This is a genomic window from Pseudobacillus badius (assembly GCF_002189605.1).
GTDB classification, from domain to species: domain Bacteria; phylum Bacillota; class Bacilli; order Bacillales; family Domibacillaceae; genus Pseudobacillus; species Pseudobacillus badius.
Window position 1 is genome coordinate 248,257 of the sequence record NZ_MWMM01000004.1, and the last position, 23,745, is coordinate 272,001.

The window sequence follows — 23,745 nt, forward strand, 5'->3', positions numbered from 1 at the left end:
ATTCCTATTCAGATATAATACATCACGTGCCAGTGAAAGCAAAAACCCCCGCAGCATATTACAGAGCGGGGGCATGTGAACCATTACGGCGTTACTTTAGTTCTGGTCAGCTTTACTAGGCAGAATCCTTCAAAACAAACAGTGAATTCAACAATTTAACTTGGGCTGGTAATAAGAAAATCATAAAACATTCTCCTTTCAGTTTACAATTTTTTTAAAACAAGTTCGTCAGGTTTTCTTGCTGTTTCATCTTCATCTCTTCATACATCTTCTCAACGCGCTCGTTATGAAAATAATCTTCCACACTTTTCTGGCGTCGTTTGATGGTGACAATGACAAATAGTAAATTTATCGTCATCTGGTCTCACCTCCCTTCAAAAAAAGCATTGTATGCTTCTGCCTCTTCGAAGTTAATGTGAAAGCTGACCAGTCCATAAACGCGCGGCTGATTAACATATTAAAGATACATTGTTAATTATATCCACAAACAAAACCAAAAAACAAGACTTTTTTGAAATTTGAGAAGAATGCCCTTTTTTGCGTGCGGGAGGGCATCTGAGCAGAGGACCGACCTTTCAAGAAGGATTAACATAAATTCTCTGCCCCTTTTTTAAGATCTAAAATGCAGTCAATACCGCTTCCCCTCCAAGTAAAGCTTACCGGGCACCTGCCTAATCAGTGAAAAACAAGCTTCCTTTCCAGCAATCAAACATAACATGCCATTGTCGAGAGATTTTCTCTCAAAAATTAAAGAGTAGGTGGCAAATATGAATCAAGATCAAAATATGTGGCAAAACCAAACCGAATGGCAGGATCAAAACCAATGGGACGATCTAGCTGCTAGACCAGATGAACCTGTGGCACCAGATTCTACCATGTGGGAAGATCAGTATATCGCTCCTGATATGAGAGATTTTATGCATCATTGCCAGGGCATGGCTCCTATGGTTTACCCTGATTATACGCATATGATGGGCTATCCGTTCATGGGAATGGAGCATTGCCACCACCATCACCATCATTATCATCATTACATGGATTACCCTCAGGTTACCCAGCAGCAATCTGTATGGATCACTCAACCGCCGATGCCTTACAAACACCATAAAAAGAAGCATAAAAAACATCATAAATACTGATATCTTAATGCACAGGGAGAGCCATTTGGCTCTCCCTCTTACTTGCGGCGAATAGGCATTCCCCCATCCATCGCCTGCCTTTTTTCATACACTGGTAGTGACTCGTATCCTATAACGAAGGAGGTCGTAACATGTTTAACAAACATTGGGGCGGCTACGGAGCTCGTCCTCCTCATCTTTGTCCTCCTCAAGTATTGCCTGCGCAGTTTGACCCGCCGTTAGTTTCGCCCACACAGCAATTTGTTAAAACAAATGTATTTAATACTGTTGTTCCGCATATCCACCCTTCCCATACCACTACAGTCAACAAACATATGATTCATCACCAGCACTATTTCCCTCATACAGAGTGCGTTATCAATGAATGCTGTCAGCAGCATCTCATGTGCGGAATGCCGCCTAGGCCTTGTGGTCCGATGAGACCTTTTGGATTTTAAGTGAAAAAACAGTCATATGCCGGGCAGGCGCCTGGCTCTTTATAGGTGAAAAACACCACGCTTCCTTTAAAAAAGATAACAAAAGATTGATGATTGACTGCTACCGCTTAAAAGGTCGGAAATAGATCAATTATTTTTCTTTACTAGTGCATTTATCCATTCCTTCTTTTCGTTTGTTTCATAATATGTATTGTTCTTATTAATCAGGAGGTGAAAAACAGATGGGCTTCTTTGGCGGATATGGCGGATGCTGCGGATACGGCGGATACGGTTACGGCGGATATGGCAGCACGTTTGCATTGATTGTCGTGTTGTTCATTCTTTTGATCATTATTGGCGCTTCCTTCTGGTGCTAATGAATGGCTGTCTGACAAGGAGAACGTCTCATTAATAGATATTGCCTCCTTGTCATTTTTGACCGTCTGCAGTGACTGTTTCTTATATGAAAGATAAACGAACCGAATAAATAGATGAAGGAGCTTTCTTTAGAAAGCTCCTTCCCTCATTTTCTCTTTAAACGGCTGACCAATGGTTTCTTATAAAACGTAAGTGGCTAATGTTCGCTGCACGTCAAAAATGCTGTCATCTTTTCGGAACTGCTTAGCGATTGGATTTTCTGTTCCAGCGATCCAAATGAGCAATTCCGCCTCTAAATCAAACGTGCCGGCTGTCTGCACACTAAAATGTGTAATACTGCGGTATGGGATAGAATGGTATTCGATTCTTTTCCCTGTCATCCCTTGCTTATCAATAACAATTAAGCGCCGGTTGCTGAAGACAATTAAATCCCTTAAAATTTCAAAAGCTTTTTCAATGCGTTCGCCGTCACAAATAATTTTTTCGAGCGTCTTTTCTACTTTTTCAATATCTGCTTCTGTCGCATTCCCGATTAGGCCATCAAATAACCCCATGGTTACCCCTCTTTTCTCTCTCTATTGATCTTCATCATTAGTAGACATCTTCTAATGCCTTCCTCAGCAGCCCTATACTTCGATCAAGGTCTGTCTTTACTTGTTTTTTATAAAGCTTTGCCTTTTCATAGTCGGCAAATTGATAAATCACTACTTCTTTGTATTTCGCCCCTTCTTGCAATTTTTTTTGTCTTTTTAAAATCCCATCGTCAATAAGCTCATGAAGCGACCTGTAAATTTCCGAGTGATTCGGCTCGTAGCCAAACTGTTTAAATGTCATTTTCAGTTCATCCATCGCTTGCATGCCGTAAAGCTTATTTTCTTCCACAAACCGAATCATAAAAAGCTTTAAAAAAGCCCGCTGCTTAATGAGAAATTTCCCTTCACCTCTTGGCAAGCTTGTCACTCCTTTGCTCGTTGTTTGCTTGCGTCATTGCTTTGTTTTTATTTTAGCAAAATTGCGGCTTAGGAACCAATATATTTTCATTTTTTGAATTTTGCACATAATGAAATATGAAAAAAATCGAATTAAAGACGGTTGAAAAACGGTCTTTAATTCGATAAATACGGGGTTGCTTGCTGAATGACCCTTTGAATATCCGCTGCATTTTTCTCGTACATTTTCTTGGTTTTTTCGCAATCTGTTGCTAAAGCAAAGATTTCCATGTCGGCAGCCAGCTTTTTTAAATTCGCCAGCAGCAACGGTCTTTCCTGCGGAGCAGGCGCCTGCAACCGATCATCAAATAAATCAATGTATAGTTCGCCGTAGGAGTTAATCTGACCGATAAATACATTTTCGATCGTTACACCCGCTGCTTCCAATTCTTGATCCAGCCACTCTTTCGTTTTTCCGCTTTTTGCCAGCGAATCGACTAACAAATGCCCATCCATGATAACAGTATAAGGTTCTTTTTCATTCACCGATGGCATTTGCAAATCACTTCGTGTGAGCGGCCGTTTATCTTTTTTCAACAGAGCATTTAAGTTTCCATCCTGCTCTAAAACGGCGTATTCTACATCACTTAAAGAAAAAATATCTTTCTTGCGCAGCAAAGACAGCAGCTCATCTATCGTATATTTTTCCTTCTTCAAGTTTTCTTCCAGCACCTTGCCGTCTTTAATAAAGACCGTGCTGTGCCCTTCGATAACGCTCCGGGCTGTTTTGCTTTTCATGGCAATATAATCAGCAAGCATCGGAATAATGCCCCATACGCCAATGGCAATCAGCGCATCCATAATCGAACGCTCTCTTGCAAGAGAAGCTTCAGCCACAATGCTCCCGATTGTAATGCCGGCAATATACTCAAAGAAGGAGAGCTGAGCAATTTGCCGTTTGCCGATAATCTTTGTAATGATAAATAAAATCGTTAAAAAAGATATAGACCGGATTGCAACTTCCAGCCACTGAGCCACTTAATCGCCCCCTGACTAAAACCCTCTGTATTGCGGCTCTTCGTTCTCTATTTCAAAAATACGTTTATTCATCCGCTCGATAATTTCCTGCACCGTCCGCATGCTTTCATGGAAAACCTGCTGTGCTTTCGGGTCGCTTGATAGCAAAGCAAGCTTGGAAAAAACAGCCTCTGCCTGCTTCAATCCGGCCGTACATGTTTTGACGCTCGATGCTACTGTCATAAACCTTCTCCTTTTACGCGTTAGATTCAAGGGCTACTGCATGAGCAATGCACGGAATCGATTCCTGCTGCTGGAAAGATAGCGGCGATAGCAAAGCTCCCGTTGCTACCAAAAGGATTCGTTTTAATTCTCCTTTTTTCAGGCGCTTAAGCAAATGACCGTATCCGACAACAGCTGAACAGCCTGCACCGCTCGCTCCGGAAAAAACCGGCTGGCTGTCTTTATAAATCATCAGCCCGCAATCTTGCAGCTGGCTGTCGCTTATATTCACGCCTCTTTTTTGCAGCAGCTCCAAAGCAATATTCCGGCCGATAGAACCCAAGTCACCGGTCACAATGAAATCATAGTAAGAAGGATCAATATTTAAGGATGTTAAATGATCGATAATTGTGTCCACAGCAGCTGGAGCCATCGCTCCGCCCATGTTGAAGGGATCGGTTAATCCCATATCGATCACTCTTCCGATGGTAGCAGATAACACCCGGGGCCCTTCACCTGCCTGCGCCACAACAGCAGCGCCGGCACCTGTTACTGTCCATTGGGCGGTTGGCGGTTTTTGGCCCCCATATTCCGTTGGATAGCGGAATTGCTTTTCAACGGCAGCATTATGGCTTGATGCACCGGTTAGCACGTAATTCGCCATCCTGCTGTTAATTAAGAGGGAACTAAGCGCCAGCCCTTCCATGGACGTAGAACAAGCACCAAATAACCCGAGATAAGGCACAGCAAGGGTGCGGGCGGTAAAGCTTGTCGGTGTAATCTGATTAATTAAATCGCCGGCGAAAAAAAATTCAATATCCTGCTTTTTTAATCTTGCTTTTTCAATCGCCCGCATGGTCGCCTCTTCCATCAGCTTTCTGTGCGCCTTTTCATAGGTTTCTTCTCCCAGCCACAGATCTGCATGCAACACATCAAAGTCATCAGCCAGCCTTCCATTGCTTTCGAATGGTCCACCGACAACCCCTGTTGAAATAATTACCGGTTTGTTTTCGAAGACCCACGTCCTTTGCTTTTCCACACATTCACCCCGCTTGCTTTATTTTATTTTTGAATTTTGCATATAATGAATTTAATTAACTGTTTTTATATTGAGGCTCTTCATTTTCTACTTCTGTGATCCGAGGCTGAATAGCATCAATCACTGCCTGTGTTTGTTGGGCTGCCTCTTGAAATAACTGCTTTGCCTGCTGGTTATCAGTTGCCAATGCAAACCCCTCTAAGCTTGCTTGTGCACTTTTTAACCCCGACATTGTTTGTTTTAAATCACTAATGACCGTCATCATAACCCTCCTTTTTTACTTTCCCTTTTAGAATGGTTGTTTTCGCAAAAAATATTTTAACAATTTTTGTAAATAAAAAAAGCATGCATCGGCATGCTTTCTTCCATCAGTACGTAGTAAAGTGCAGCAATTTTTGCAGCGTATACACCCCCCTCTGAATAGGGGCTGTTTTTTTGTAATGCTTGTCAAAGTCCGTCGTATATTCCGCCCCTTCATTTTTCCAAATCCGCTGAAAATATTTCTCTGTTTCTTCGATCGCTGCAGCTGAACGCGGTCCCGTTATTTTCACATCCGTTTCCAAATTAAAGTTGTTTAAATTCCTCGATGTATAATTGGCTGAACCGCTAATAATGGTGCCTTTATCTTTTTTCTTGATATAAATCATTTTCGTATGAAATTGTTCAGGCTCTGGCGCGAACCAGCGAATATCGATCTTGCCTTTCGAATCTTCCTTTAGCTCATCGCTCATCGGAATGTTTGGCAAACCGGTTTTTTTCTTGCCAAATGAGTTTTTATTCGTATCCAGAATCAGCTTTACCTCCACTCCCCTGTTTGCGGCTTTTGTCAATGCATCGATCATATCGCGGTCAGCAAGATAAAACATGGCGAGCCAAATTTCTTCCCCCTTTTTTGCCTTTGTTATTTCTTCGTTCACAGCTTTGGCAATTTTCCCTTCCGTTAATAGCTGAACGTGCATCTTTCCTTTTCCTGTTTGCTCCCGTACTGCTGACGGAAAAGCGACTTTTTGTCGCGTATCGGCAGCCGCTTTTTCCGAGAGAAGCACATCATTGATTAACGCCCCTTTCACCTCATAAGCGGTGTTTGTGAAATAAGCACTGGCATCATGCAGGTTTCCTGAACTGATAAGAGTCGTCTTCTCAGTAGCAATGGTCTTGCGGTGATTCGCCTTAATATTAAACAGCTTTAAATAAGAACGCACAGTCATATCAGGCGCGGTTTCGGCAAGGCCGTTTGGCAGCCAGCCGTTTCCTTTGTCGCCAAACCACTGAAACAACATCCGCCAACCTCCGCTGTATAACGGGGTAGAATCGCGCAACGGCTTCATGTTGGTCAACACCACCGGAATGCCGTTTTTCTTCATTTTTTCAAACTCAGGCGTCGCATGTGATTGATAGGACGTATTGACTTCATCAGAGATAAGAATAATATTCATATGCGGGTGTTCCCGTTTTTTCTGAATCAGAGCCTCTGTTACTTTTTCAGTAATGTGGGGAAATTCCTCATTTTTATTGTGGTAAGAATTAAACAGGAAAACATCCATTACGATAAAATCTTCTGCTTCATTAATAATTTCCAGCGTCCGCTTCAATATTTGCTCAGTGAACTGCTTTTCCTTCTCTTTTTTTCCCGTTAGATTATAGTAAAAATTAACTTGATCCGCTTCCACCTGATAAACCGGACTTTCATAGGAAATATGTTCCGGAAGCGGCTTATATACATGGAGCAGCATGGTGGCTACATAAATAGCAAGAATGACTAAAAGCACCAGCCGCTTTTTTCTTATCTTTTTGTCCATGGCCTTCCTCCCTCATTTCGTCACAAGACTATTCCCGCTTTCTAAAGAAAGGAAACTGGCAAGCAAGCCCAATTTTTGTCCCATGAAGACGAAAAGAAGAATAACAATTTAAGTCTGTTTTCCTGTGCTATGCTTCTTATTGAAAAATTTAAAATCAAACAAGAATTCTGTATGCTACAATAATTTAGTAATCATTGATTTACACTACAGGGGGCGTTCATCTTGGAATTTTGTTATTCAAAGCGAATGGAAAAATTTGGTTCATCCATTTTCAGTGAATTAAAAGCATTTAAGCTGCGCTTGGAGGCTGAAAGCCAAACACTTATCGACCTCAGTCTGGGCAGTCCAGACCTTCCTCCAGCTGATGTCATTCGCCGTGAACTTTCTGCGCGGGCGGCAGACCCCACGCAATACGGCTATACTTTATCAGGGACAAAAGCATTCTACGAAGCGGCGGCCCGCTACTATGACCGTGTATACGGAGTCTCATTAGATCCGCAAACGGAATTGGTTCATGCCATGGGCTCTCAGGAAGGGCTCGTCCATTTGCCCCTCGTATTTGCGGATCCAGGAGACATTGTGCTCGTCACCGATCCGGGGTACACAGCTTATGAAACTGGGCTCTCAGTAGCAGGAGCCGAGCCGTTTTATATGCCGCTTTTAAAAGAAAACCGCTTCCTGCCTGATCTTTCAGCCATTCCAGAAGCCGTTGCTGAAAAGGCAAAGCTGATGATTTTAAATTACCCCGGCAACCCGGTGGCTGGCCAGGCCGATAGACAATTTTTTAACGAGGTCATTGCTTTTGCCAAACAACATCAAATTGCCATTCTTCATGATGCAGCTTATTCGGAATTTTACTTTGACAATGCGAAGCCGCTAAGCTTTTTGGCTGTACCTGGTGCCAAAGAGGTCGGCATTGAAATTAACTCTCTCTCCAAAAGCTTTAGCCTTGCCGGCGCCCGCATTGCTTACATCGCTGGCAACAAAGACATCATTGGCGCTGTTACACGGCTGAAGTCTAACTTAGATTACGGTGTATTTGCCCCAATTCAAGCGGCGGCAATTGCCGCCTTTGACCAGGCTGAAGAAATAAGCAGCCATGTCCGGGCGGTTTTCCAGCAGCGGCGGGACGCCTTGGTCAATGAGCTTCATGCAATTGGCTGGCAGGTGGATCGTCCTTCAGGCGGCATGTTTATATGGGCAGAGATACCGGCCGGCTGGACTTCAAAAGAGTTTGCCTTTCATTGCATGAGAGAAGCCGGCGTCGTCATGGTTCCCGGGTCGGCTTTTGGGCCGTCCGGGGAAGGTTATGTGCGGATCGCCCTCGTTCAGCCAGAAGAAACTTTAAGAAAAGCGGCGCAAAATCTGCAAACCGTCTTCTCCCCCGTTTCTTAACAAAAAACCTGCGGCCTCAGGCTGCAGGTTTTAGTTTGGTTACAAAAGGAACTTGGAAGGGTTTGAAGCGGGACAGGCGAGACCCCGCAGGCGCTTGGGCGCCGAGGAGGCTTGCCGCCCGCCCCGCGGAAAGCGAAGCGTCCTGGAGCGGAAAGCAACAGCCCCCATTCATGAGCAAAATAAAAAGGCTGCGGACAAACTTCAATTTTCGTTGAGTTTGTCTACAGCCTGAAACGGCAGCCCAAGCTGCCACTTTCATTCCATTTTATGTTTTTCCTTAATGGAATCCGGCGCCATTTTCACGATTTGCTGAAGAACCAAGGCAAAAATGGCAATGTCATCTATTAAACCGAAGACGGCCAAAAAATCGGGAATCAAATCAAACGGCAACCACAAATAACCGATGATTAACCCGATGGATAAAACCTTGCTGAAACCGGCTACTTCCTTGCTTAAAAAGAAATCTTTCAAGAAAGGAACAGACCGCCTGAACGTAAAAACAAACTTTACTCTCTTCCAAGCCTTCCTCATCTTTTTCCTCCTTTTCTCAAGCTATCTATTTATACGATTTCCCTTTTTGATTAGTTTCATTTTTTGTCGAAAAAAACAGAACCAGCCCGTAATTTGTTGTGAACATCTTCAAAGCCGCTTTTCTTTTCAGGAAAGGATTTTAAATTAGCGGTCTTTTCTAATATAATAGAAACTATGTGTGTACGATGCAAAAACCAGGCAGACTATTTGCCGGGAAAGTTGAGAGGTAGATGTAATGAAAGATCCTGGAAAAATAAAAGCGTTAAAGTTATCCACTTTTCAATTAATCGTCATGCTTTATTTAACCGGCGCACTGTTTTCTACCGGCTTGCTGCTGCTGCCTGTCGCTCATAAGCCCGGGGTAGATATTTCTTTAATAGATGCAGCGTTTGTTGCCGTCAGCGCTCTTAGTGTTACTGGATTATCCCCTGTGTCCGTTGTTGATACCTTCAGCACCGTCGGCTATTTTTTTATTTTGTTCATTTTGCAAGTCGGCGGCGTCGGCATCATGACGCTAAGCTCTATTATCTGGATTTTATTTGGCAAGCGCATCGGCATGCGGGAACGCCAATTAATTATGGCGGACCAAAACCGCACCGACCTGTCCGGGCTCGTAAAGCTGATGATTGAAATATTTTTGTTAATCCTCAGCATTGAAGCTGTAGGCGCCCTTATTTTGAGCATCTATTTTCTGCAATATTACCCTACAGTGTCTGAGGCCTTCCTGCATGGAGTCTTCGCCTCCATCAGCGCAACAACGAATGGCGGTTTTGATATTACTGGAAATTCGTTGATCGTTTTTGCTAATGATTATTTTGTCCAATTTATTAATATGGTATTGATCGTGCTTGGAGCCATTGGCTTTCCAGTATTAGTGGAAATCAAAGACTTTTTAACGTATAGGGGACCGCTGAAATTTCATTTCTCCTTATTCACGAAGCTGACGACAACGGTATATGCGATTTTGGCTGTGCTCGGTACCATTTTGATTTATTTGATCGAACGAAATCACTTTTTCATCGGCAAGGCTTGGCATGAATCCTTCTTCTATTCCGCCTTTCAGTCTATTGCTGCCCGCAGCGCCGGATTGACTTCGATGGACTTAAATGAATTTTCAATGGCTACACTCCTGCTTATTTCTACGCTAATGTTCATCGGCGCTTCACCAAGCAGTGTGGGCGGAGGACTTCGGACAACTACGTTCGCCATTGCGATTTTGAGCGTTTACTTCTATGCGCGAGGCAAAAACACGATTAAAATCTTCAATAGAGAGGTTCATCCGGTTGATGTGCAGCGCGCCTTCGTGGTCATTACAACAGGCTTCTTTATCTGGGGCGGCTCCATTATCTTTCTTTCATCTTTAGAGCCAGAGCTGCCCATTGTAAAAATTATCTTTGAGGTTTCTTCTGCCTTTGGAACGACCGGGTCGTCACTTGGCATTACGGGTGAGTTAAGCTCCGCAGCGAAATGCTTGCTTATTACGTTAATGTTTATCGGCCGGATCGGGTTGTTCTCTCTGCTCTTTATTATCCGCGGAAAAGAAATTAAAGACGGTTATCATTTCCCAAAAGAACGCATTTTAATTGGATAACAGCTAGTTGAAAAGACGCCGCTTGATGTGAAGAGGCGTCTTTTCATTACCTATAATAACGGAAACAGCCACGGCAAAACCAGGGAAGTAAAGATCGCCGCCGCTCCCATGGCAGCACCGGATACGGCACCTTGCAGGCTTCCTTCCTGAACAATTTGAGCCGTTCCGATGCCATGCGCGGTCGTTCCGATCGACAAGCCGCGGGCAAAGGGGTCCGTCACGTTCATCACCGTTAACAACCAAGGGCCAAACATCGCTCCAAACATTCCGGCGATCATAACGAAAATAGCGGCCAGCGCCGGATCTCCCCCGATCATGCGGGCTACCTCGATAGCTACTGGTGTTGTCACTGACTTGACGGCGGCTGAAGCAGCGGTCGCTTCCGTTAAATGAAACATCTTTGTCATCCACACCGCGGATACGACCGTTGCCAGCGTTCCAGCTGTTAATCCCCAAAAAGCCGGTGCGGCTTTCTTCAACAAAACATCCCGGTTATGATACAAAGGAACGGCCAGCGCTACTGTAGCAGGGCCAAGCAGATACGTCATTATTTCCTTTGCCGGGGTATAGTCCTGATACGTAATGCCGCTGCCCGCTAAAACAAGGATGATCATCACTGTGCTCAAAAAAACCGGAGTTGTGAGCGGCGACGGAAAACGGACAGCTAAAAGGCGCGCAAGCCCATACGCTCCAACGGTTAAAATGATGCTAAATAGAGTGATGGTGTTCACTAGCGTCCTCTCCTTTTTCTTTTTGACTATGTCGAGAGGATAAAAGCTGGGCCACTCCCCCTGTCAAAGCCATCCCAATAATTGAACTGCCCAATAGCATAACAGCAAGAGCCAGGCCGCTTTCTTTCAAAAGCGAAGTATACGTCATCAACCCGACAGCAATAGGCACGAAGAAGAAAGCTAAGTGCTTATTTAAAAATTGCGCGCCTTTTTCGACCCAGCCGACTTTCACAATATTCAGAGAAAGCAAAAGAAATAAAATGATCATTCCAACTACATTGCCCGGCACCGGCAAGTGGAAAAACTCCGAGATAACTAAGCCAAATTGATAAATCAGCCACAAAAAACTGATCTGAGCCACAAATAAATAACTATTCTTCATCAAACTTTCCTCTTCCCTCCGATCATTAAGTGCTATTTATAGAATACCATTAAACGAAACCATCCTACTATGCCAGCAGAAAAAACACCCGCTGATCAGCGGGTGTTTGCTCAAAGTCTTGATTCTTGCAAGCAGGCTGCGGCCTGTTTACATAACTGGCTGCTCCTTTTGTTCTGGAGCAAATTCTACTTCAAAGCCCATTTCTTCAATCATTCGGTGGTCAGCAGTTGTTTCTTGTCCGGCGGTTGTTAAATAATCGCCGACAAAGATAGAGTTGGCCGGATACAGGCCTAACGGCTGAAGTGAACCCAGGTTCACTTCCCGTCCGCCGGATATCCGGATTTCTTTCGTCGGATTTATAAAACGGAATAAGCAAAGCACCTTTAAGCAATAGCGAGGGTCCAGCTCGTCTGTGCCTTCAAGCGGCGTGCCGTCAATCGCGTGCAAAAAGTTCACAGGAATAGAATCGGCATCGAGCGCGTGTAAGCTGCGTGCCATAGAAACAACATCTTCTTTCTTCTCTCTCATTCCAATAATGACTCCGGAACAAGGAGAAATACCTGATTCCTTTACTGTATGAACCGTGTTCACCCGCTCGTCGTATGTATGAGTGGTCGTAATTTGTTCATGATGGCCTGCGGATGTATTCAGGTTATGATTATAGCGGTCCACTCCCGCTTCCTTAAGTTTCGCTGCTTGTTCCGGTTTCAGCAGGCCAAGACAAGCGCACACCTTCAATTGGTAGTTTTCTTTGATTTCCTTAACTGCTTCTGTTACCCGGTCAATTTCCTTATTGCTCGGCCCGCGGCCGCTGGCGACGATGCAATAGGTGCCTGCTTGCAAGTCATAAGCCCGCTTGGCTCCCGCTAAAATGGATTCTTTATCCATCATTTTATATTTCTCTATCGGAGCCGTTGAGCGGATGGATTGCGAACAATAGCCGCAGTTTTCCGGGCACAGCCCCGATTTTGTATTAATAATCATGTTGAGCTTCACTTTATTGCCGTAATAGTGACTTCTTACTTTATAAGCCGCCTGTAAAAGCTCCAAAAGCTCATTATCCGGGCTGTTTAGCACCGCTAATGCTTGTTCATCACTTAATTGTTTTCCTTCTAATACTTGTTCTGCCAACTGAGCCCACTTTGTCATTTTTTTCTCCCCTTTGATGAGTATTCTTCTTTAAGAATAAAAGAACACAGCTTTTTAAGTCAACTATTTAAATTTAAAAGTTCACATAAATTGCCCTTTTGGCAAATTTAAAGAAACCGAATGGCTCGTGTATGTATTCATTTGAACTGACAATCAATTTAAGGTATACTCATTTTAGTTTTCATATAGAAACAGTTTTGTGGCCGATAAGCGGCTATAGGGGGAACTATTCATTGAAAAAATCATCTTTGTTATTATCTTTTCTGCTCGGCTCGATCTTTCTCCTGAGCGGATGCCAGGCAGCTGAAGAGGAAGGACACTTCTTCCATGATTATCTCGTCCGCCCTTTTGTTGAGTTAATTCACTCTCTCGGCGAGATGCTTGGAAGCTACGGCTTCGCTATTATTGTCATTACCCTTGCTGTTCGTTTGATTCTAATGCCGTTGATGCTGAACACAATGAAGAAGCAGCAAATTATGAAAGAAAAAATGGCCGTTGTAAAACCGGAAATGGATAAAATCCAACAGCGCTTAAAAGCGGCTAAAAACCCGGAAGAACAGCGGAAAATCCAGCAGGAAATGATGGCTCTTTACCAACAGCACAATATCAATCCATTTGCCATGGGCTGTTTGCCGATCTTTTTGCAAATGCCGATCTGGATGGGACTCTTTTACGCCATCCGCACGTCTGATGATATTCGCCACGCCGGCTTCCTATGGTTTAAGCTTGGCCAGCCGGACATTGCCATGGCAATCATTGCCGGCATTATGTATTTGATTCAGTTCCGTGTTTCCTTAATGAATGTACCGCAAGAGCAGCAGCAGCAAATGAAAATCATCGGCTTGCTGTCACCTATTATGATTCTTGTATTTTCTATTTCCGCTCCTGCAGCGCTTCCGCTGTATTGGGGAATGAGCGGACTCTTCCTAATCGGCCAAACATGGCTGAGTCAAAAGCTTTACCCTGCCAAAAAAGTAAGCGAAGGAAAATAAAAACAAAACAGGCTTGTTTCGTTTCAGACTGTAGACAAACTCAATGAAAATTGAAGTTTGTCTACAGTCTTTTTTTATTTTGCTCCTGGCTGGGGCCTGTTGTTTTTCTGGCGGATGTGGTTTATTTCTTTCCATCTGGCATCTGCCCCATGCGCAAGACGATGGAAGAAGTGAAAACAAATAGAGCCTGCCGCTCATTTCCCGGTGATGGGTTCCATGATCAAGTGACGTATTTCTCCACCCTCAAACGAAACAGGGATAAGAGGCTTGTTTCATTTTTTGCTTTTCAGTTGACTTTTCTGCTCTTTTTTTCTAATAGTAGGGTAAAGATAAAATGATTGCGTTTTTGCTAAAAAGTTATCGCACAATGAAACTTTTTGGCAGATCGTGCGTATTACTAGGAAACTATAACTGGAGTGAGTACGATGAAAAATCCCATGCTTTTTATCCTGCGCGCAATGATCGCCATCCCGGCCGCGGTTATTGGCTCGCTGCTCTTTATGAATCAGCTCGGGCTCTCTCCCTTTCCGGCCGCTGGATTAGCTGTAATTGCCGGAGCCGGTATTTATTTTGGGTTAGGGAAATATGCCGATGCGCGTTTATATAAGAAATATGGACTGACAAGGAAAGAATATAATTTCATTCTTGAGAATATGAAAGAAGCCAAGCAAAAACTAGGCCGGCTGAAAAGTGTATTTGTCCGTGTACGCAGCCTCAGTTCCTTAAAGCAGCTAATTGAGCTGAACCGTCTCGTACGCAGAATTTTCTCCGTGGTGAAGAAAGAACCAAAACGCTTTTATGAAGCCGAATCATTCTTCTATTCCCATCTTGATTCCGTTGTTGAGCTGGCAGAAAAATACGCTTGGCTGAATTCACAAAAACTGAAAGACTCATCCGTCAGACAGGCTTTGCTGGAAACAAAAGAAACACTTAACGATTTAACGCGAACGCTGGAAAAAGATTTACACAAGGTGCTTGCGAAAGACATTGAACACTTAACATTTGAACTTGATGTGGCCAAGCAGTCATTAAGCAGACGCCGACTGCCGGAGGCCTTAGAGAAGGGAGACAAAACAAATTATGACAACAGAAAATGAGAAGGCTCAACGCCCCTCCTTATTAAAAGAGGAAATGGCCGGACTTGATGATTTGCTTTCTTCGCCGTTTGGCGAAAATGTACTGGCGGAAACCGCTGAACACGCTCTTCACGAGCAGCCAGCTCCCAAAAAACTCATTGATGTGCTTCCTGAAGAGCACCGGCTCAAAGCCCAGCAGCTGGCCAAACAAATTGATCCGTCCAACCATCAGTCAGTCATCAGTTACGGGACAGCGGCTCAAGCGAAGCTTTCTGGCTTCTCCCACTCTATGCTGGACCATGTGCAGCAGAAAGATATCGGAACGATCGGTGACATTTTAAGCGACTTAATGAAAAAGCTTCAGCAAGTCAACCCCGACGAGTTGAGCCCGGAGAAAAAGACAATGTTCGGCCGGCTGTTTAATAAAGTGTCCAACTCGATTCAAGAAATTATGTCTAAATATCAGAAGGTCGGTACACAAATCGATCGAATCAGCGTCAAGCTTGACCATTCTAAGAAGATCCTGCTGGAAGACATTCAAATGCTGGAGCAGCTGTACGACAAGAACAAAGAATATTTTCAAGCGTTAAATATCTTTATCGCAGCGGGAGAATTGAAGCTGGAAGAGCTTGAAAGAGAAACGATTCCAGCCCTGCGCAAGAAAGCGGAACAATCCGGCGATCAAATGGATTTCCAGGATGTAAACGATATGATCCAATTCGCCGACCGTCTGGAAAAAAGACTGCATGACTTAAAGCTGAGCCGACAGATTACGATCCAAAGCGCTCCGCAAATCCGGATGATCCAAAATATGAACCAGGCGCTTGCGGAAAAAATTCAGTCTTCTATTTTAACAGCTATTCCTTTATGGAAAAATCAAGTAGCCATTGCGCTTACCCTTGTCAGGCAGCGCAAAGCGATGGAATCGCAAAAGCAAGTATCTCAAACAACGAACGATCTGCTGCTGAAAAATGCAGAAATGTTAAAGACTAATACGATTGAGACCGCCAAAGAAAATGAGCGCGGCCTCGTTGATATTGATACCTTAAAGAAAACACAAGCAAACTTAATCTCAACTCTGGAAGAAACGCTGCGCATTCAGCAAGAAGGACGCGCCAAACGCCAGCAAGCAGAGCAAGAGCTCTCTTCCATGGAGAATGAACTGAAACAAAAATTGCTCAACTTAAAATAACAAACAGCTCCCCCGCAAACTTGCGGAGGAGCTGTTTGTTTATAAAAATAAATGCCTTATTCAAACCTCGAATGCAAATTACGCGGGGTCCTTTAGCTTACCGACAAAAAAGCCGATCAGCCCCCCGGCAAGAGCCGGCAGCGCCCAGCCCAACCCAGATGAAAAGAACGGGACCCAGGAGATCGCTTTCTGAAAGAAGGTATCGGATACATTGAATGCGGTTAATCCATCATTTATGCTGAAAATCGTCGTCATTAAAATGGCCCCTACATGTACAGGAGTGGAATACTTTAAATGAGGATGAACAAAAGCCAGCACGACCAGTACGATCGCAAAAGGATAAATCATAATCAAAATAGGTACTGAAACCTCGATAATTTGTGCAAGCCCCATGTTAGCAATCAGAAAGCTAACGAATGTTAATATTCCGACAAAAGCACGATAAGAAATAACTGACCATCTGCCGGAAAGGAATTGGGCAGTTGCCGTCGTCAAGCCGACACAAGTTGTCAAACAAGCCAAGGCGACAATAGTGCCAAGAAGGATACGCCCGCCTTCTCCAAACAACATGTGTGAAGCGGTTGTAAGAAGTTCGCCTCCGTTGCTAAACTGCTCGTCTGTTTCTATCCGAGCTCCAATCCAAGCGATAGAAATATAAACAGCAGCTAAGCCGATCCCGGCAATCACACCGGCCGCAATGGTGGCTTTGGCCCGGTCCCGCCAATCCTTCATTCCGCTGTTTGTAAAAGCTGTGATAACAACAATACCAAAAGCCAGAGCAGCAATGGCATCCATTGTTAAATAACCTTCGATGAATCCGGCAATAAAAGGCGACTCCTCATATTTTCCTGAAGGTTCTGATAATGGTGCGTTAAACTTCAAAAAAGCTCCGGTACAAAGCGCAGCAATGGCAAGAAGCAAAGCAGGCGTCAGCCATTGTCCGATCCGGTCTACAATTTTTGAAGGATTTAAACTAAACAGATACACGACCATGAAAAAAAACGCCATAAAAATGAAAACGAACGAGTGGCTTGAACGATCTGCCAAAAAAGGCGCCACGCCCATTTCGAAGGCAACGCTCGCTCCGCGCGGAATGCCGAAAAAAGGACCTACTGCTAAATAAGTCACTAAGGCGAAGAATACGCCAAATAGTGGATGCACACGACTTCCAATCGATACAACGCCGCCTTCCGCCAATGAAATGGCAATTACCGACAGAATCGGCAAGCTGACACCGGAAATAACGAATCCGATAATGGCTGGCCAAAAGGAAGTGCCCGCCTCCATGCCTAAAAAAGGTGGGAAAATTAAATTTCCAGCTCCAAAAAATAAGGCAAAGAGCATAAGTCCAGTGAAAAAAACTTCTTTTTTAACCAATATGTAGAACTCCTCTCAACAAGTGAAGGTTCGGTCCTCCCTTCACATGAAAAAAGCCAGTCTTGTGGACGGCTTTTTTCTTTTTTCCTTTTCATACCGAATCTAATTGTACTTATTTCGGAAAAAAATATCAATAAAATTATGGCAATTGATACTGCTAATCTACGAAAAATTATCTCAAGATACTATTGATTTCACAAACAAAAAATACTTTTGCATAAATTATTTTAAGATAAATTATACAAAAGCATTTTTTGTCGATTTTTGTCTAATATCTATTTATTAAAAAATAAAAACAAAACAAGGATTTTATTCTTTGTTTACAATAGTTGTATAACCTTTGTATAATGTAAATAAAAAAGAGGGAAGTGGCATCCACTCCCTCTTCAAACACTTTTATACAATAGTTTCTTTAACAACGGAAAGATGACTTGCGGCAAGTCATTCACATCATTTACGAATATGCTGTATTTTCCATATATGTTTTGTACTGTCTCTTTTTCTGATTCTGCGATCTCACCATCTGCAAGAAAAAGATTAATGACCTCTATCCCCAGCTTTCGGGCTTCAATCACCGCTTCATGTGTATCGATAATACCATTGCGGTCATATCCATAAGCTGCCGGCTCACCATCAGAAAAGATGAGCAGGAATTTTTGCTTTTCGCTTCTTTTTACTATTCTTTCTTTTACTACCCTGATAGCAAACCCATCCCTGTTGTCCTCCTCAGGTGTCAGCTGCAAAATTTCAGGTCCGCTTGCAGGTCTCAATGAAGAGGCATAATCAATCACTACATGAAAATAATTCGGCTGCCGATCGGCTGATGCTTCATTCGTATCTTCCCAGAAACCAATTACTTCATGAGGAACTTTTACTGATTTCAAGGCTTCGTGAAACAAAACAATCCCTATTTTCGTTTGATCCATTTTATCTTCCATTGAAGCGGAACAATCGACAAGAAGTGTAAAGACAGCATCAATTTCCGGAGACGGCTCCTGCTTCTTATAAAACAGCCTCGGCTGTTCCTCTGTAAAAAAACGAAGAAGCTTTTTGTTTAATCTTCCCCTGTGAAGATCACTGCGCGGCTGAATTTTTTTGTGTTCCAGTGTTTTTTCGATCATATTTTTCAACTTTTTTTGCAGGGAAGCAATGGACGTTTTTTGTGTCTTATACTTGCCGACAGCTTCCAAGTCAGGAGCTCCTGCTTTTTTAAAGACTGGCACAGCGAAGCGATTCTCCTTGCCGAATATAGGCTGTCCGCTGCTTTTGGCCTCTTTCTGCTCTTTATCGGCTGGAAGCTCTGAAAAATCATTGCGCTGTGTTTGCCGGGCTGACCCTTGTACCATGGCAAGCGCCTGATCCCCTGCCTCCCCTTCCCTGGCGCCTTCTCCTGCCAGGTCCGTCTTTGATCCTTGCTCTAAATCAAATTGCAGAAAGCTGTTGCCAAGATCACTGGTTTCCCGGTGCCATGTCTGAAATTCCTCTTCTATTACTTCTTCCTGGCCGGTCTGCTCCTCCTCTAAGGTATCATCATTAACTAACGGATCTTTTCTTCTTAAATCATTATACGTGTCCCCTGCCGACTCCTCTTGACTATCCATCTCCGGCAAGTGAAAATACTGATTCAGCATATCCCGCTCCAATACTTCCTCCAGGACTTCCACAAGAGACCGGCTGATTTTCACCACATCGGCAGTCGAACGGGCATCATAAAAATCAAACAAGGATTTTTGGATAAAGGGCATCGCTGCATGAATTGGCTCACTCATAGCCGGCGGCTGCAAGGGAGACTCAGCATTAAGTGCCATATAATGAAAATTAAATAAAGCATCGGCAAACAAGCTTTTCACGAGATTGGCATTGAGTTGAGCCTTAAAATGCTGCAAATACATTCTTCTTCTAGCAGAAAAGGCTTTTTTTGTGCCCGGCCGTTCCTGCTTGCATATCTCCTCTAAGCGCATATCCTCGGCAAGCACAACAACTTGCTTGGCAAATGAAGCTACGGGGGATTGCTGAATTTCCTGCACAAAGCCTTTAATAGCTGATTCATCAGTATGAGGCCAGCTGCCAAGAGAACGCAAAAAGACATCCGACTTGTAACCATTCCACTTATCCGCTGCAGGCCGGTGATTCCAGAAATGGCTGACATACAGCTTATTCGCTTGCTTGTCTATATACGAATAGGGGCTATATTCAATCTCCACTTCCGGATTCTTCGTTAAGGTTTTAGCCAGATCTGTTAATTGCATAAATAAAAAAGAGTCGATAGTTTCATCGTTAAATTGAATAAAACGCTTCATGACATCTCCTCATTCAAACAGTGTTTCAGCAATGTTCTTCACCGCTGCTTGTTCCCGTTCATCTTCTAGCTTATCAATAATCCCTCGCTGGATGGCCCGCAATGGAGGCATGAATAACGCTAAATCGCACGTATCAATTAACGCGCGGATCGATGCCGCCTCCTCAGAAATCTGCCCGTTTTTCACTTGCGTAATTAAATCCTGTGATAAAGCCGCAAAGCGCTCAATCAACTTTTCATCCGCCAGCTGACTTTCTGTTTTTAACACACGAATAAGCGTTTCCCCGCCGATATAAGGAACATCAATGACGATGAAGCGGTTTTTTAACGCCTCATTTAACGGTACAGTTCCCACATATCCTTCATTAATTGCGGCAATAACCCCAAAAGACGGCTTGGCGGTAACCACCTCGCCCGTGAACGGATTGGTGATCATCCGCCGGTAATCCAATACACCATTCAAAATTGGCAATGTTTCCGGCTTCGCCATATTGATTTCATCAATATAAAGCAAGTGGCCGTGTGTCATCGCTTTAACAACCGGTCCCGGGACGAACTCAATAGCATGCTTCCGTTCCGCGATCGTTTTATAGCCGATCATCGCTTCTGCATCAAGATCGACCGAACAGTTTATACTATGCATCGGCTGCGAAAAAACCGCCGACAATGTTTCTGCCAGCTTTGTTTTCCCAGATCCGGTCGGTCCTTTCAGCAAAACATTTTTCCCGAGTGAAAGAGCCAGGACCGCATCAAACAACACCGCTTCATCCTCCGGCTCATATCCTCCTTTTCCGATCAGCCATTGATCTTCCGCATGAGAAAACTGCTCTTTTCTTTCCGCTATCTTCTGCTCTACTGGAGCAGGCCATTCATTGATAAACACATTAATCTCCCTCTCTACGTCAATTAGGCGGCTATCCTTATCATACATGCTCAGCGATTCGCCGTAAAACGGTTGAAACATAAAAAGACTGACTGCTTTAGCAATCAGTCTTCATACTCATATATATACAGTCCCCTGCCCAGCTTGCGAACCCGGTGATTCTCACGCTCAAGGCCGACCATGAACGTTGTCATATTAGCTATTTTCTTTCCGGTCTTGCCTTCGATTTGCCGTTGAAGCTCAATTCCCCGAATCGGCGTATTTTGCTCCTTCAGTATCGCCACAGCTAACTCGCGCAGCTCTTCAAGGTTCTCGCTGCGACGTCCTCTGCGCTTTCTTTCCTGAGGTAAACCGCCAATTTTAGTTAATGATACAATCTCTTTAGAAAGGGTAGCCTTCTCCTCAGCTTTTTCTGCTTCAATCCGGTCTAATTCTTTTAACCTGCGAAAGATGGCTTCTCTTTCTTTTTGAAACTCCTGTATAATCCTTAATTCAGAATTAGCCATCTGCTCCAACCTGATTTTTAATGCAACTCTTTCATCAAACACCTATACTCCCCCTATAATGGACAAAAAAAATTTATATTTATGTATGGAGAAGGGCGTCTTTAGGACTAAAGCTTCCTTCTCTGCCCATTATCTTAACAAAAAAGCCCTATGAATACTAGCTGTTCTTCCACTTTGTTAGAAAAGAGTGATAAATTCGTCTACATTTCATTCACTTTTCCATCTCAAAATAGTCTTTATAAAAACCGGATACCTTCCCTTTGTCATCTACCAGAAAATAAAATTCTTCCGTTTCATTTTTTACATCATACAACTTTCCCGGAGTTAATCTATTTTCTACCATATATTTCTTTGCATTCGTGTGAAGGCATTTCACTTTCTTAATTGTTTCTTTTTCTGTCCACTGAAGATGATTCATAACTTCTCCTTTCGATCCCGCACTGATGTCTGCAGATCTGTTGATCTTTTTTCTACCCTATCATACCATATTTAAAATTAAACTGAAAAGCTGTTTCGCCGCACGCTAATCCGCCTCTACGTTCTATTATTTACATAATATAATTATAATATCCTTAAGCGAGCAGTCCTATCCAAAGATCTAGTTTCACTTTTTCTCCACTGACTTTCGAATGAATTTCTGTATTGCCCTTTCAAAACAGGAAAAGATTATGTATAATGACAGGAAATAAAGAGAATCCTTTGTTGTTTTTCACGCCACGGATTAGACTGATCTATTTCAAGGAGGTAGTTTCATGAAAATCATGAGTAATGAAATGTTAGTAGCAGCCTATCGGGACGCAAAGAACAAAGGTCAAGACACGGATTGGATTAAAATGCTTCAAAACGAGGTTCAAAAGCGCGGTCTGAATGTGACAAAAAACTAACTGAAAAATAGTAAGCATGCCGGGCGCCGGCATGCTTTTTTGTATCGGCTCACAAAAGCTTCACGTTGAAAAACAGCCGGCTTGTTCATAAAGTTCACAAACCTTGTTGTGCTGCATACCTGTTCGCTGATAGAGCCTATCTATTATTCTTAGGAAGTAAGCATACATATCTATACCTGACTCCTGCTCATTTATATTGAGTTAACAACGGCTGAAATCCAATCGTCCTGCCCCGATGATCCCGTGTTCTTCTGTTACTGCCCCCTAGTGCAGGCTTTTTCTGCCGCCTCCATCATCATTTCGCCGCTTATCTTGATCATATCAGCTCTTTGCAGTATTCCTATTCATTAACCAGTCCGCTCCTCTATGATCCTAAAGTACAGGCATCTAGAACCCCTTTCAGCCAAAACCTAGAAGAAAACCAGCCACTAGTGGCTGGTTTAGTTATTATGCTTCAAGAAGAAGATCTTCAGGATTTTCAAGCAAGTCTTTAACCATTTTCAAGAATCCAACCGCTTCTTTTCCATCGATCACGCGGTGGTCGTAGGAAAGCGCTACATACATCATCGGACGATTTTCCATGCGTTCTTTATCGATCGCTACTGGACGCGTTTGAATCGTATGCATGCCAAGAATACCTACTTGTGTACCGTTAAGGATTGGTGTAGAAAGCAAAGAACCGAATACTCCGCCGTTTGTAATTGTGAATGTACCGCCTTGCAGATCGCTTAGCGCCAGTTTATTATCCCGCGCTTTTAAGGCAAGATCAAGAATATCTCCCTCGATTTCAGCGAAGTTTTTGCGGTCACAATCACGTACAACTGGTACTACAAGACCTTCTTCTGTCGAAACGGCTACACCGATATCATAGAACTTTTTCAATACAATTTCGTTTCCATCGATTTCTGCGTTCACATATGGGAACTTTTTCAGCGCAGCGACTACCGCTTTTGTAAAGAAAGACATGAAGCCTAAGCGGACATCGTGAGCTTCAAAGAATTTATCTTTTTTGCGTTTACGCAGTTCCATAACCGCTGTCATATCAATTTCATTGAAGGTAGTCAGCATAGCTGTTGACTGTTTCACTTCTAACAGACGATTAGCAATTGTTTGGCGGCGGCGAGTCATTCGTTCGCGTACAACCGGCTTGCTGTCATCTTGCTTCGGTGCAGCAGCTTGAGCAGGCTTAGCTGCTGGCTGTTGCGGAGCAGCTGGTTTCGCGCCGTTCGCCGAATAAGATTCTACATCCTGTTTACGCACGCGGCCCATTGGGTCTACTGTAGGCACCTCGTTTAAATCAATGCCTTTTTCACGAGCCATCTTACGGGCTGCAGGAGAAGCGATCGGACGTTGTTTTGTTTCTTCTTCTTGAGCCGGTGTTTCTTTCACTACTTCTTGTTTTGCTTCTTCTTGCTGAGGAGCGGCAGCCGGTGCAGCTTCTTGAGCTGGTGCAGATGCAGCAGCGCCATTTCCAGCTCCTACAATTGCGATAACTTGGCCAACTTCCACTGTATCGCCTTCTTCTGCTTTCAGCTCTTGGATAATGCCGGCTTCTTCAGAAATAACTTCTACGTTTACTTTATCTGTTTCAAGCTCAACAATGTATTCGCCTTTCTCCACTGCATCGCCCGGTTTTTTCAACCATTGTGCAATGGTACCTTCTGTAATCGATTCTGCCAACTCTGGAACTCTAATTTCAGCCACTTTCGTGTCCTCCTCTAATGTACATTCGTCTTATCATGAAATAAATATCATAGAAAAAATGCTTTTATCTTCAAGCTGAATGGGCTGGCCAATCAGCCCGTTCAGCTTCTCATC

Annotated in this window: 28 protein-coding genes; 9 read left to right on the top strand and 19 right to left on the bottom strand. The window is 43.6% G+C overall.

The features are described from left to right. Window positions 1-214: 214 nt before the first annotated feature. Window positions 215-358, bottom strand: a complete 144-nt coding sequence (locus B1A98_RS10210) for a YrzI family small protein (protein ID WP_082028077.1) — start codon at window positions 356-358, stop codon at window positions 215-217. 409 nt (window positions 359-767) lie between these two features. Here B1A98_RS10210 and B1A98_RS10215 point away from each other — a divergent pair, with 409 nt between their 5' ends. After that, window positions 768-1,139, top strand: a complete 372-nt coding sequence (locus B1A98_RS10215; RefSeq protein ID WP_063384939.1) for a hypothetical protein — start codon at window positions 768-770, stop codon at window positions 1,137-1,139. A gap of 38 nt (window positions 1,140-1,177) precedes the next feature. Here the strand turns inward: B1A98_RS10215 and B1A98_RS20460 are convergent, their stop codons facing one another. After that, the gene (locus tag B1A98_RS20460; protein ID WP_162301616.1) at window positions 1,178-1,315 is read right to left on the bottom strand and encodes a hypothetical protein; all 138 of its coding nucleotides are present in this window, start codon (window positions 1,313-1,315) and stop codon (window positions 1,178-1,180) included. Between B1A98_RS20460 and B1A98_RS10220 the strand changes: the two genes are divergently transcribed. Both B1A98_RS10220 and B1A98_RS10225 read left to right on the top strand, forming a co-directional pair. Beyond that, window positions 1,271-1,576: a CotD family spore coat protein gene (locus B1A98_RS10220; RefSeq protein ID WP_082821746.1), complete on the top strand. Its 306-nt coding sequence runs from the start codon at window positions 1,271-1,273 to the stop codon at window positions 1,574-1,576. The genes B1A98_RS20460 and B1A98_RS10220 overlap by 45 nt on opposite strands. Window positions 1,577-1,797: 221 nt before the next feature. Next, complete coding sequence (locus B1A98_RS10225) at window positions 1,798-1,932, top strand: YjcZ family sporulation protein (RefSeq protein WP_082821745.1); 135 nt, start codon at window positions 1,798-1,800, stop codon at window positions 1,930-1,932. Between the two features lie 180 nt (window positions 1,933-2,112). Here B1A98_RS10225 and B1A98_RS10230 read toward each other — a convergent pair whose 3' ends face one another. The 7 genes from B1A98_RS10230 to B1A98_RS10260 form a co-directional block, all read right to left on the bottom strand. Then, window positions 2,113-2,487: a PH domain-containing protein gene (locus tag B1A98_RS10230; RefSeq protein ID WP_041095899.1), complete on the bottom strand. Its 375-nt coding sequence runs from the start codon at window positions 2,485-2,487 to the stop codon at window positions 2,113-2,115. 37 nt (window positions 2,488-2,524) lie between these two features. After that, a complete protein-coding gene (locus tag B1A98_RS10235; protein ID WP_041095898.1) occupies window positions 2,525-2,884 on the bottom strand; it encodes a replication termination protein in 360 nt (119 codons plus the stop codon). 155 nt (window positions 2,885-3,039) lie between these two features. Beyond that, a complete protein-coding gene (locus B1A98_RS10240; RefSeq protein WP_063384938.1) occupies window positions 3,040-3,900 on the bottom strand; it encodes a DUF421 domain-containing protein in 861 nt (286 codons plus the stop codon). Window positions 3,901-3,915: 15 nt separating this feature from the next. Then, window positions 3,916-4,122, bottom strand: coding sequence for a DUF1657 domain-containing protein (locus B1A98_RS10245; RefSeq protein ID WP_063384937.1), 207 nt, complete (start codon window positions 4,120-4,122; stop codon window positions 3,916-3,918). 13 nt (window positions 4,123-4,135) lie between these two features. Further along, window positions 4,136-5,140 (bottom strand): stage V sporulation protein AD, encoded by a 1,005-nt coding sequence (gene spoVAD, locus B1A98_RS10250; RefSeq protein ID WP_041095895.1) that lies wholly within the window; start codon window positions 5,138-5,140, stop codon window positions 4,136-4,138. Between the two features lie 55 nt (window positions 5,141-5,195). Further along, the gene (locus B1A98_RS10255; protein ID WP_041095894.1) at window positions 5,196-5,402 is read right to left on the bottom strand and encodes a DUF1657 domain-containing protein; all 207 of its coding nucleotides are present in this window, start codon (window positions 5,400-5,402) and stop codon (window positions 5,196-5,198) included. 106 nt (window positions 5,403-5,508) lie between these two features. Beyond that, window positions 5,509-6,939, bottom strand: coding sequence for a phospholipase D family protein (locus tag B1A98_RS10260; protein WP_063384936.1), 1,431 nt, complete (start codon window positions 6,937-6,939; stop codon window positions 5,509-5,511). Window positions 6,940-7,161: 222 nt separating this feature from the next. Between B1A98_RS10260 and B1A98_RS10265 the strand changes: the two genes are divergently transcribed. Then, the gene (locus tag B1A98_RS10265; protein ID WP_063384935.1) at window positions 7,162-8,334 is read left to right on the top strand and encodes an LL-diaminopimelate aminotransferase; all 1,173 of its coding nucleotides are present in this window, start codon (window positions 7,162-7,164) and stop codon (window positions 8,332-8,334) included. A gap of 255 nt (window positions 8,335-8,589) precedes the next feature. On the opposite strand, the gene B1A98_RS10275 is transcribed toward B1A98_RS10265, so the two are convergent. Continuing rightward, complete coding sequence (locus tag B1A98_RS10275) at window positions 8,590-8,865, bottom strand: YkvA family protein (protein WP_041095890.1); 276 nt, start codon at window positions 8,863-8,865, stop codon at window positions 8,590-8,592. A gap of 235 nt (window positions 8,866-9,100) precedes the next feature. Here B1A98_RS10275 and B1A98_RS10280 point away from each other — a divergent pair, with 235 nt between their 5' ends. Then, complete coding sequence (locus B1A98_RS10280; protein ID WP_063384933.1) at window positions 9,101-10,456, top strand: TrkH family potassium uptake protein; 1,356 nt, start codon at window positions 9,101-9,103, stop codon at window positions 10,454-10,456. A 50-nt stretch (window positions 10,457-10,506) separates the two neighbouring features. Here B1A98_RS10280 and B1A98_RS10285 read toward each other — a convergent pair whose 3' ends face one another. From B1A98_RS10285 to bioB, 3 genes are all read right to left on the bottom strand, one after another. Continuing rightward, window positions 10,507-11,187: an LrgB family protein gene (locus tag B1A98_RS10285; RefSeq protein ID WP_063384932.1), complete on the bottom strand. Its 681-nt coding sequence runs from the start codon at window positions 11,185-11,187 to the stop codon at window positions 10,507-10,509. Then, the gene (locus tag B1A98_RS10290; RefSeq protein WP_063384931.1) at window positions 11,165-11,569 is read right to left on the bottom strand and encodes a CidA/LrgA family protein; all 405 of its coding nucleotides are present in this window, start codon (window positions 11,567-11,569) and stop codon (window positions 11,165-11,167) included. Before B1A98_RS10290 ends, B1A98_RS10285 begins: the two co-directional genes overlap by 23 nt. A gap of 147 nt (window positions 11,570-11,716) precedes the next feature. Beyond that, complete coding sequence (bioB, locus tag B1A98_RS10295; RefSeq protein WP_063384930.1) at window positions 11,717-12,718, bottom strand: biotin synthase BioB; 1,002 nt, start codon at window positions 12,716-12,718, stop codon at window positions 11,717-11,719. A 233-nt stretch (window positions 12,719-12,951) separates the two neighbouring features. Here bioB and yidC point away from each other — a divergent pair, with 233 nt between their 5' ends. The 3 genes from yidC (at window position 12,952) to B1A98_RS10310 (ending at window position 15,978) form a co-directional block, all read left to right on the top strand. Then, window positions 12,952-13,710 (top strand): membrane protein insertase YidC, encoded by a 759-nt coding sequence (gene yidC / locus B1A98_RS10300; RefSeq protein ID WP_063384929.1) that lies wholly within the window; start codon window positions 12,952-12,954, stop codon window positions 13,708-13,710. A 425-nt stretch (window positions 13,711-14,135) separates the two neighbouring features. After that, a complete protein-coding gene (locus B1A98_RS10305; protein ID WP_041095885.1) occupies window positions 14,136-14,807 on the top strand; it encodes a 5-bromo-4-chloroindolyl phosphate hydrolysis family protein in 672 nt (223 codons plus the stop codon). Continuing rightward, window positions 14,791-15,978 (top strand): toxic anion resistance protein, encoded by a 1,188-nt coding sequence (locus tag B1A98_RS10310; RefSeq protein WP_063384928.1) that lies wholly within the window; start codon window positions 14,791-14,793, stop codon window positions 15,976-15,978. The genes B1A98_RS10305 and B1A98_RS10310 overlap by 17 nt, the downstream gene beginning before the upstream one ends. 78 nt (window positions 15,979-16,056) lie before the next feature. Here B1A98_RS10310 and brnQ read toward each other — a convergent pair whose 3' ends face one another. The 5 genes from brnQ to B1A98_RS10335 form a co-directional block, all read right to left on the bottom strand. Further along, window positions 16,057-17,355, bottom strand: coding sequence for a branched-chain amino acid transport system II carrier protein (brnQ, locus tag B1A98_RS10315; protein ID WP_063384927.1), 1,299 nt, complete (start codon window positions 17,353-17,355; stop codon window positions 16,057-16,059). A gap of 386 nt (window positions 17,356-17,741) precedes the next feature. Further along, complete coding sequence (locus B1A98_RS10320; protein ID WP_063384926.1) at window positions 17,742-19,655, bottom strand: vWA domain-containing protein; 1,914 nt, start codon at window positions 19,653-19,655, stop codon at window positions 17,742-17,744. A 9-nt stretch (window positions 19,656-19,664) separates the two neighbouring features. Further along, window positions 19,665-20,618 carry an ATP-binding protein gene (locus B1A98_RS10325; protein WP_223663455.1) on the bottom strand — a complete coding sequence of 318 codons (954 nt, stop codon included), beginning with the start codon at window positions 20,616-20,618 and terminating at the stop codon, window positions 19,665-19,667. A 23-nt stretch (window positions 20,619-20,641) separates the two neighbouring features. Beyond that, on the bottom strand, window positions 20,642-21,085 hold the full coding sequence (locus B1A98_RS10330) for a Rok-like winged helix domain-containing protein (RefSeq protein WP_063384925.1): 444 nt from the start codon (window positions 21,083-21,085) through the stop codon (window positions 20,642-20,644). Between the two features lie 169 nt (window positions 21,086-21,254). Beyond that, complete coding sequence (locus tag B1A98_RS10335) at window positions 21,255-21,461, bottom strand: DUF6501 family protein (protein ID WP_041095880.1); 207 nt, start codon at window positions 21,459-21,461, stop codon at window positions 21,255-21,257. 334 nt (window positions 21,462-21,795) lie between these two features. On the opposite strand from B1A98_RS10335, the gene sda reads away from it, so the two are divergent. Then, on the top strand, window positions 21,796-21,927 hold the full coding sequence (gene sda, locus B1A98_RS10340; RefSeq protein ID WP_041095879.1) for a sporulation histidine kinase inhibitor Sda: 132 nt from the start codon (window positions 21,796-21,798) through the stop codon (window positions 21,925-21,927). Between the two features lie 447 nt (window positions 21,928-22,374). Here sda and odhB read toward each other — a convergent pair whose 3' ends face one another. After that, complete coding sequence (odhB, locus tag B1A98_RS10345) at window positions 22,375-23,631, bottom strand: 2-oxoglutarate dehydrogenase complex dihydrolipoyllysine-residue succinyltransferase (protein ID WP_041113547.1); 1,257 nt, start codon at window positions 23,629-23,631, stop codon at window positions 22,375-22,377. Between the last annotated feature and the right edge of the window lie 114 nt (window positions 23,632-23,745).